Source organism: Mycobacterium sp. NGS59 (assembly GCF_059812345.1).
This window is the reverse complement of the sequence record NZ_JCALCN010000003.1, coordinates 300,348-309,320: the sequence shown is the minus strand read 5'-3', so window position 1 is coordinate 309,320 and position 8,973 is coordinate 300,348. Positions and strand designations below refer to the sequence as shown.

Here is an 8,973-nt window from a genome sequence, read left to right as displayed (position 1 = left end):
TCAGCTCACGAGGCCAACGCGGTGCGCACAGGCGTCCGGACGGCGGTGGCCGTCAACACCGTCCCCCAGGCGCGGGCCGCGCCCCGGCGCATCGCATCCGGGTCACCTGTGGTGAGAAACCGCCGGACGGCCGGGTCCGCGCGCTGATGGTGCGGGTACCGGGCGGCGATCGCGGCCGCCATGTGCTCAGCCGGATCGATCAGCCGGGTCTGTGGTAGCGCCGCGGTGAACCAGCGGGATGCGGCGGGGTAGTGGGTACAGGCCAGCACCAGCGCATCCGCCCGTCGCAGCGGGGCGACGATCCTGGCCAGATCGGCCTGGAACTGCGTCGAACCGGTGCGCCCGGCTTCAATGTGCGCCGAAAGTGGTTGTGCGACACGGCACATCACCTCTCGGCCCGGCCGGGCGAGACCACGGCGGTACTGACCGGCGGCGATGGTACGCCGCCCACCGACGACGCCGATGCGGTCCAAGTCCCCGGGTACCGAGGCCAATCCGTGGGTGATGATGCCTTCCACCGGGACGACAGCCGTCCTCAACCGGTCCACGACCGTGCTGGCCGCGTTGCATGCCAGCACCACCTCGGTGGCGCCTCGTTCGGCGAGGGCGGCAATCACGGTCATCAGGCGCTCGGCCAACGCGTCGGGCGGCAGCCGGCCATAGGGTGTGGCGCCGGCGTCCGACCAGTACAGCACCGGCAGTCCAGGCACCGACCGGTCCAGGGCGTTGAGCAGACCGACGCCGCCGATGCCCCAGTCGACGATGCCCAGGCATGGCGTCATGGGTAGGACAACGGGGCGGTCTGCCCCTTTTCCAGGGGCCCGGAATCGAAAGCCACGACGCGCGCCGACATGGTTGCCGTCAGTGTCTCCAGGCGGCTGTCGGGAAAGCGGCTGCCGAAATACCAGCGGTACTCGTGCTCGGCCCGGATCGGGTTGTGCCGCAACATGTTTTGCCAGTCCGCATGCGTGGTCAGCGCGGTCAGGTCGGTGGCGAACTGCGGCCGGGTGTGGCGGGTACGCAGGTGCGCGACGGCCGAACGGGCCAGCACGGGCAGGTCGCGCATCCGCGCCGGCTGTTCGACCATGTCCACCACCCACAACCGTCCGCCGGGGGCAAGCACCCGGCGGATCTCGGCCATTACCGGATCCCAGTCCAGATAGCGGAATGACAGGAAGGAGATCACCACGTCGACGTGGTCGTCGGGCACGTCCAGGGCGGGTCCGCTGACCTGACCGAATCGCAGCCGTGCGCGGCCGTGGCTGCGTTCCCGCGCCCGGGCCAGCATGGCCGCGGAACTGTCCACCCCGACGGCGAAGTCGATGTCGCCGTTGTCGTCCAGCGCGCGCAGCAAAGATCCGTTGCCGCAACCGATTTCCAGTATCCGCACGCGTCGGCCGAGCTCGTCGTGGACCGCAGCCAACCGGCTTGCGGCCCACTGCCACTCGGCTTCCCGGACGCGGATGTCGGCGTAGGCGCGGTCGTAGAGCTCGGCGACCCGGTCATAGGAACGCCCGGGTTGGGTTGCGGCGGGCAGGCTTTCGATCATCGGCTCGGCGGGACAGCCCAGGTACTTGCGCATGCTGCCGGCCCAGCCGTGCGACTTCTTGCCCGGAGCCGCGATCAGGTAAAGATCCGGGCGAGCCGCCGGATGGCGGCCCGCCCACGCAAACCGGTCCTTGCGAAGCGACACGGTGGTGTAGTTGTGGTTGCCGAACGTGGGCACCCCGAACACGTCGGCGAAGAACGGAGCGAACCAGCGCGCGGTCCGGCAGGCGTGAAAGTAGGCGCGACCATCGGGCGCGAACGGGATCGTCATGGCCCGCCATTCGTGCGGCGAGAACTGCTCAGGCCAGTCCGTCGAGCCGAACATCGGGCCGTACATGCCCGAATGGCTGATCAAGTGCAATTGGCTGATGAGCCGGCCGGACAGGGCGAGCCAGGCGAGTTCGGTTTCGAAATCCGCCTTGTCCCGAACCCCGGAGACGATCACTTCGGCGTCCGGGTGCGCGGCGGCCAACTCGCGCCCCATCGTCGCAGCGGCCACCGCGAACTCGGCCGATCCGCCGCGGTAGTGCGTGGTGTGCGCCACCCAGATGACCGGCCGTTCCTGGGCTTTCGGCGCGACGTCGGCAAAGGGAACCCGCACGTGATCACCCGCCGGGATCCACGCGCCGAAGTCGCCGACGAGCTCGAGCGCCTCACCGCGCTCCAGGTCGAAGACCCGCATGCCCGCCGGCGGCGGGCTGTACAGGTGCAGGGTGAGACCGCCTGTGTCGGCGGCCATGTCGTGGATGACGTCGGGCGAGATCTCGATGGCCGCGTCCGGCTGGCGCACTATGCTCTCGGTGACGGCGAGTTGTGTTCCGGCCCAGTCGAATCGCCGCTCGTGGAACAGTCCTTCGACCGCGACCACGAAACCACCCGATCCGCCGTGATCGTGCGGGGCGCAACTGTGCCCGGCACGCCAGCGGGCGAGCATGATCTCCACCTGGCCGTCGACCCGCAGGATCGACCGGGAGTACGGTTCACCGTCGCCGGGTTCTTGCGCCAGCGTCGAGAGCAGCGGGCGGGCCGCCGCAGTGCGGGCCAGCAATTCGGGACCGGGAACGTCGCCGCGCACCGCGACGCGAGCCAGTGCGTCAAGGAGCGGAGCCAACTCGGCGAGCGGTTCGCGTGTGCTCGGTGCTGACGGGTGCGCGATGTCGGTCATGAATGATCCCTTTTCGACGAACCCGCCCGAAGTGGCCGTCGTGACGATGTTGTTACCGAGGCAACGCTCTCGCCGGGATCTACAAGGATTCTTGGAAGATTCTTGGAGCGGTCGAGCCGGCCGGACCGATCAGGTCGCGGCCAGCAGCTCGGCCATCTTCGGAATGATGGCCTGCAGCGCCTTGAGCGGGCGGATCATCACCTTGAACGAAACGATCTTGTCCGCGTCGTTCCAGTGGATGATGTCGACGCCCTCGACGGTGATGCCGTCGATCTCAGCGCTGAACTGCAGGATCGCGGACTTCTCGCTGTACCAGTGTTCGAGGTAGCGGAAGTTGTTGCCCGCGAACAGCTTTTCGGCTGCCTGCAGGTAGGCGCGGGTCTTGGCGCGGCCCTGCTGGGGGGTGAAGACGGCGGGGGAGTAGAACGTCGCGTCGTCGTCCAGCAACTCGTCCAGGGCGCCCGGGGCGCCGCCCGACTCTATGAAGGCCAGCCACCGCTGGATGACGGGCGGTGTCACACCGAGGCCCGCGCCGCGGTCATGCCTGCCAATCGCCCGGTGATCAGCTCCTCGGCTTCGCTGACGATCCGCGACACCAGCTCGCCGACCGTCGGGATGTCGTTGATCAGGCCCATCGCGGTGCTGACGCTCCAGATGCCGGCGTCGAGGTCGCCGTCGTCGAACACCCGGCGGCCCCGCACCCCGGCCACCAGGTCCTTGATGTCCTCGAAGTTGCCGCCGTCCTTGAGGATCTCGACGACCTCGCGGGACACCACGTTGGATGCGACCCGCGCGGTGTTGCGCAAGCTGCGGAAGATCAGCTCGGTGCCGCGCTCGTCGCCGGCGACGATGGCCTCCTTGACGTTCTGGTGGATGCAGGATTCGGCGGTGCACATGAACCGCGAGCCCATGTTGATGCCGTCGGCGCCCAGCGCCAGCGCCGCGACCAGGCCGCGGGCGTCGGCGAAGCCGCCGGAAGCGATCATCGGGATCTCGATCTTGTCGGCCGCCGCCGGGATCAGCACCAGCCCGGGGATGTCGTCCTCACCGGGGTGACCGGCGCATTCGAAACCGTCGATGCTGATGCCGTCGACTCCCAGGCTCTGCGCTTTGACCGCGTGCCGCACCGAGGTGCACTTGTGCAGGACTTTGATGCCGTTGTCGTGAAACATCGGCAGGTGCGGCGCCGGGTTGGAACCGGCGGTCTCGACGATCTTGATGCCGGCCTCGACGATCACCTGCCGGTACTCGTCGTAGGGCGGCGGATTGATCGCGGGCAGGATCGTCAGGTTCACCCCGAACGGCTTGTCCGTCAGATCGCGCGTCTTGGCGATCTCGTTGGCCAGATCGGCCGGCGTCGGCTGGGTGAGCGCGGTGATGAAGCCCAGTGCGCCCGCATTCGCAACCGCCGCAACCAGTTCCGCGCGACCGACCCACTGCATGCCGCCCTGGGCGATCGGGTGCTCGACACCGAACGCCTCGGTGAACTTCGTCGTCAATGCCACTTCGACGTCTCCTATTTGTGCTGTTTCCGCCAGCTACGGTAGGCGTTGCCGTTTTGCCCGGCAGCGCCGGGATGCCGATCGAGCTCAGCACGCGCCGCCGGCCCGGAGTTCCGTTCGGGTCTGCTCGATCTGTTCGTAGGCATAGTTCGCCATCGCGGCGGTGGACATGGCGGCACCGGCGCGCGTGCAGGATTCATAGACGTCGCGGCCCAGCACGTCGCGCAGCTTGGCGACAAGAGCGTTGAGTTCGGGAACCGACTGGGCGGTGACCGGAGTGAACGCCGAACCGGCGAGCGTGGCGGCAGCCTGGAAACGACCCTGCCGCTCCAGAAAGCTCGCCAGCAGAGCCAGCGGCGTGCTGATCATCGTGGTGCTGCCCGACTCGTGGTGATTGCGGATGGCCAGCTCGAAGTAGTCGAGGGAGGCCAGCGGGTCACCGTACTGCGATTCGACGCGGCACAACACGGACGCGAGATGGGAGACGCTGCTGCGGTTGCCGGAATCCTTCGCGATCGACAGGCCGCGCCGCATCGCCGTCAGGGCCCGGGCGGGATCGGTGTCGCGGAACGTGAAGCCGACGGCAAGCAGTGCGAAACAGAGCGCGAGCGGATTGCGGGTAGCTTCGGCCGCCTCGATCAAACCGTCGCACAACGCCATTGCCTCGTCGTTCGGACCCTCGATCGCCAGCGCGAAAATCAGACAGCCCCTGGTCAAGGTCAATACATCGCCATGACGCGCCAACTGCCTGCGGCTCAATTCGACACCGCGCTGTCGCTGCCCGCTCACGGTGAACGCCCCACTGGGCCAACCCCACACGTCGAAGGGCACCGCGCCCTGATCGCGTTCGAGCAACGTCACGGCGGCTTCGGCATGTGGCACCGCGTCCTCCAGCCGTCCGGCCGAATAACACATCGACGCCAGCAGGGTGAGAAAAGTCAGCCACGGATGGTCCGCAGCGACAGCGGGTTCCAGCAATTCTTCCGCCCACGACAGCGGTTCGAAGATGTCCAGCGAATAACCCAGGAAAGCCGAGTATGCGGCGATGGTGGCGCCGCCGTCGAGGTCTCGACGGTCTACGGTCCAGCGGAAGGCAGTACGCAGATTGGCCAGCTCGACGGTGAACCACGCGTACGCCTCGCACTGCTCCGGACTGTCCCACACGGTCATGACATCGGTGATCCGGCGGGCGAAGTGACGGGCATGCGCGTTTCGAACATCCTGTGCTACACCGTGATTGACCAATTGCTCCTCGGCGAACTCCCGGATGGTCTCCAGCATCGCATACCGTGTCCGGCCCGCCATCCGGTTCACGACCACCAGCGACTTGCGCACCAACGCATCCAGTAAGTCCAGGATTTCGTAGTCGTCACTGGCATCGACGGCTGCTACCGCGCAAGCACTTTCCAGGTCGAACCCACCGGTGAACGTCGAACAGCGTTCCAGCAGAACCTGTTCCGGTTCGTCCAAGTGGTCGTAGGACCATGCCACCGCGTGCCGCAGTGTCTGATGCCGACTCAACCCGCGCCGGGAGCCGACCAGCAGCCGGAATCGGTGGTCGAGCCGGTCGCGCACTTCGATCGGCGACATCGACGCCATCCGGGACGCGGCGAGTTCAATGGCCAACGGGATTCCGTCCAACCGGCGGCAGATCTCGACGACGGCGTTTTCATCCTCGGCGTCAGCGGCCGAGAACCGCGCCGAAACACTCTGTGCGCGTTCGACGAACAAGCTCGCAGCCGCCGAGGCGATGCCGCCTGCCAACTCCAGGGAAGGCACCGACCACACTTGTTCGTCGGCGACTTCGAGACGTTCGCGGCTGGTCGCCAGGATCCGCACACTCGAGGACGGGGTGAGGATCACCTCGATCAGGTCGGCTGCGGCGTCGCGCAGGTGTTCGCAGTTGTCGAAGATCAACAACCGCACTCGACCTTCCAGCGCGGAGGCGACGCTCTCGGCCACGCTCTTGCCCGGTTGCTGCATGATGCCCAAGACGGCGGCCACCGCATCGGGGACGGCGGCCGGGTCGGTGACCGCCCCCAACTCGAAAAACCAGACGCCGTCGGGAAATTCGTCCGACATCCGCGCCCCGACCTCCAATGCGAGGCGGGTCTTGCCGACCCCTCCCACGCCGGCCAGCGTCACCAACCGGTGAACCTTCAGTGCCGCCCGTACCTGATCGAGCTCGGACTCGCGTCCGACGAAACTCGTCAACGTCGGCCGCAGGTTGCCGCGACTGGTGTCCAGGGCGCGCAGTGCGGGAAACTCGACCCGCAGTCCGGGCGCCCGGACCTGGAATACCCCGATCGGCGTGGGCAGGTCGCGCAGTCGCCGTGGTCCGAGGTCGATCAGGTCGACCCCGCTGACCAACCCGGCCGTCGAATCGGTCAACAGGATCTGGCCGCCATGGCCGGCAGACATCACCCGGGCGGCGCGATTCAGCACCGAACCGAAATAGTCTCCGTCCCGCAGCTCGGCTTCTCCCGTCGCCAAACCCATGCGCACCGGCAATTCCAGTGCTCGCTGCGCGGTCAGGGCGGCGTCCACCGCGGCGCGCGGCGAGGCGAACGCGGCGCACACGCCGTCGCCGGTGTGCTTGAACAGCCATCCGCCGCAACTTTCGATCGCGCGGCGAAGCACCCGATCGTGGGCGGCCAGCGCTGTCCGCATGCCGGCGGCGTCGGCCTCCCACCGGCGCGTCGAACCCTCCACGTCGGTGAACAAGAACGTCACGATCCCGGTAGGCGCAACCCCCGGAAGTGCGGTCACTCAGGCAGAATGCCACAGTCCGCAACCAGGTGACAGACTTCTCACGTGGCAGAACCTCAATTCACTTCGGTGGCGCCGATCGTGCCCGTGACAAACCTCGATGCCGCTCTGGAGCGCTACCGACGGCTCGGATTCGACGTCCGCAGCTACGACGGTCCGGATCGGTACGGGTTCGTCGACCGCGGCCCGGTGTCCCTGCACTTGACCGAGTGGGCCGAACACGACCCGCTGACCACCGCCTCCGGCGTGTACTTCTACGTCAGCGACGCCGACGCGCTCTACGCGCAGTGGAAAGCGTTGGACGGTCTCGGCGGTCGACTGCATCCGCCGCACGACACGCCTTACGGCTTACGGGAGTTCGCGTACGTCGACCCGGACGGCACGCTGCACCGGGTCGGCTCACCGCTCTAGCTGTTCCGATAGATCTTCAGCGCGGTAGTGATCATCGGAATCTGAAGTGGCAGACGGGCAATGGCGATGGCACGCATGTACCAGGGCTTGTCCCACCACAGCCGGACCATGTTGATGTTGCCCGGCCAGACCCCCAGAAACAGCGTGATGGCCGCCAGCGCGCCGAGTCTGCGGGTGGCGGGCGCCAACAGCAACGCGCCGATGCCGACCTCCGCCACGCCCGAAGCGTGGGTGTAGAACCGCGCGGTGCCCGGCAGCTCGACCGGGATGATGTCGTCGAACGGCTTGGGCGCCACGAAGTGCAGAACCCCCATTCCGACCAACCCCGCACCCATCCGGGACGCGGTTTTCTGGACAGAGTCACGCCGGGCTAATTCTGTGGAGGTCATTCCCTCATTGTTACCTGCCGCGCGAATCGGTCCGCACTAGACGTCGCCGCGCTGCGGTGAATCAGGTTTCGGCGCGTGAAGCCTGGGCGTTGCGCGTGAATCCTGGGCGTTGCGGGTGAAGCCTGGGCGGGATCCTGCCGATTTTTCCGCCCAGGCTCCACACCGAAAGCCGTCACTTCACACTCAACGCCCAGGCTTCACAACCGAAGTCATGCAGCAACCGAACGTCCCAACCGGCCGGGGTGAACCCGTGCTCGAGCCGGGAATTCGGAAGTCGAGTGCTACACCATTCCCGGCGCGGACCCTGCTGGACTCAACCGCCGCGTCATGTCAGAACCAGCAGACCACCGACACGTACTAGACGCCGGTGGCGCGGTGGTTGATCTCCCGCAGCACCCACGGTGGCGCGATGTGGGCGATCGTCATCAGCGCCTTGGCCTGCTTGCCGACCGCGAAGTGCGGACCGTGCGGCAGCCGGGGGCGGCCCTGGGCGATCTTGAACACCGTCTCGGCGACGTCGTCGGCCGTGAGGTTGATTCCCATCGTGCGGGTGCTGCCGGTGTCGACGCCCTGGACCATGCCGGTGTCGACGAACAGCGGCCACACGGCGCACACCCGGATGTCGTCGGCGGCCCATTCCAGGTCGAGTGCCTCGGTGAGCCCGCGCAGCGCGAACTTGGAAGCCGAGTACGTCGCCAACTCGGCCTGCCCGTACATCGCCGACGCCGAGGACATGTTGATGACCTGCGCGTTGGGTGTCGCGCGCAGATAGGGATAGGCCGAATGGCAGCCGTTGAGGGTGCCCTTGACGTTGACGTCGATGATGCCGAGCTGATCGGACAGCGGTATCTCGGCGAAGCGGCCCGCCTTGAGGATGCCGGCGTTGTTGACCAGCACGTCCAGCTGTCCGCCGGTATGTTCGGCCAGCTCGCCCAGCCGGGTGGCCCAGGCGTCGGCGTCCTGCACCTCCAGCGAGTCGACGACGGCGCCGGGGCTCAATTGCTCACGTAGCTCGTCGAGTGCCGCGGGGTTGCGGCCGTAGGCGGCGACGCGGTAACCCGCGCGGTCGAAGCGAAGGGCCGTTGCCCGGCCGATTCCTGCGGTCGCGCCGGTGACGGCGACGGTTTTGGTGGCCACACCCAGATCGTTCCCGCCGATGGCTGGGGATAACCGGGAATCGGACGGGAAA

The 8,973-nt window shown here is 67.3% G+C and carries 8 protein-coding genes; 1 reads left to right on the top strand and 7 read right to left on the bottom strand.

From position 1 onward, the window contains the following. Positions 1 to 5 precede the first annotated feature (5 nt). From AC5Y46_RS06515 to AC5Y46_RS06495, 5 genes are all read right to left on the bottom strand, one after another. On the bottom strand, positions 6 to 782 hold the full coding sequence (locus tag AC5Y46_RS06515; RefSeq protein WP_499946039.1) for a glutamate racemase: 777 nt from the start codon (positions 780 to 782) through the stop codon (positions 6 to 8). Then, positions 779 to 2,713 (bottom strand): methyltransferase domain-containing protein, encoded by a 1,935-nt coding sequence (locus tag AC5Y46_RS06510; protein WP_499990474.1) that lies wholly within the window; start codon positions 2,711 to 2,713, stop codon positions 779 to 781. Before AC5Y46_RS06510 ends, AC5Y46_RS06515 begins: the two co-directional genes overlap by 4 nt. A gap of 129 nt (positions 2,714 to 2,842) precedes the next feature. Next, positions 2,843 to 3,232 (bottom strand): nuclear transport factor 2 family protein, encoded by a 390-nt coding sequence (locus tag AC5Y46_RS06505; RefSeq protein ID WP_499990473.1) that lies wholly within the window; start codon positions 3,230 to 3,232, stop codon positions 2,843 to 2,845. Further along, a complete protein-coding gene (locus AC5Y46_RS06500; RefSeq protein ID WP_499990472.1) occupies positions 3,229 to 4,218 on the bottom strand; it encodes an NAD(P)H-dependent flavin oxidoreductase in 990 nt (329 codons plus the stop codon). The genes AC5Y46_RS06505 and AC5Y46_RS06500 overlap by 4 nt, the downstream gene beginning before the upstream one ends. A gap of 84 nt (positions 4,219 to 4,302) precedes the next feature. After that, entirely contained in the window at positions 4,303 to 6,984 is a 2,682-nt protein-coding gene (locus tag AC5Y46_RS06495) for an ATP-binding protein (protein WP_499990471.1), read from the bottom strand. Positions 6,985 to 7,029: 45 nt separating this feature from the next. Here AC5Y46_RS06495 and AC5Y46_RS06490 point away from each other — a divergent pair, with 45 nt between their 5' ends. Continuing rightward, positions 7,030 to 7,395, top strand: a complete 366-nt coding sequence (locus AC5Y46_RS06490) for a bleomycin resistance protein (protein WP_499990470.1) — start codon at positions 7,030 to 7,032, stop codon at positions 7,393 to 7,395. Here the strand turns inward: AC5Y46_RS06490 and AC5Y46_RS06485 are convergent. Both AC5Y46_RS06485 and AC5Y46_RS06480 read right to left on the bottom strand, forming a co-directional pair. Beyond that, on the bottom strand, positions 7,392 to 7,784 hold the full coding sequence (locus AC5Y46_RS06485; protein WP_499990469.1) for a DoxX family protein: 393 nt from the start codon (positions 7,782 to 7,784) through the stop codon (positions 7,392 to 7,394). The genes AC5Y46_RS06490 and AC5Y46_RS06485 overlap by 4 nt on opposite strands. Positions 7,785 to 8,141: 357 nt before the next feature. After that, entirely contained in the window at positions 8,142 to 8,921 is a 780-nt protein-coding gene (locus AC5Y46_RS06480; RefSeq protein WP_499990468.1) for an SDR family oxidoreductase, read from the bottom strand. Positions 8,922 to 8,973: the final 52 nt, after the last annotated feature.

Bases quoted from the DNA above. Each gene is read 5' to 3' on its own strand.
- AC5Y46_RS06515 (WP_499946039.1), bottom strand. From the start codon at position 782: ATGACGCCATGCCTGGGCATCGTCGACTGGGGCATCGGCGGCGTCGGT.
- AC5Y46_RS06510 (WP_499990474.1), bottom strand. From the start codon at position 2,713: ATGACCGACATCGCGCACCCGTCAGCACCGAGCACACGCGAACCGCTC.
- AC5Y46_RS06485 (WP_499990469.1), bottom strand. From the start codon at position 7,784: ATGACCTCCACAGAATTAGCCCGGCGTGACTCTGTCCAGAAAACCGCG.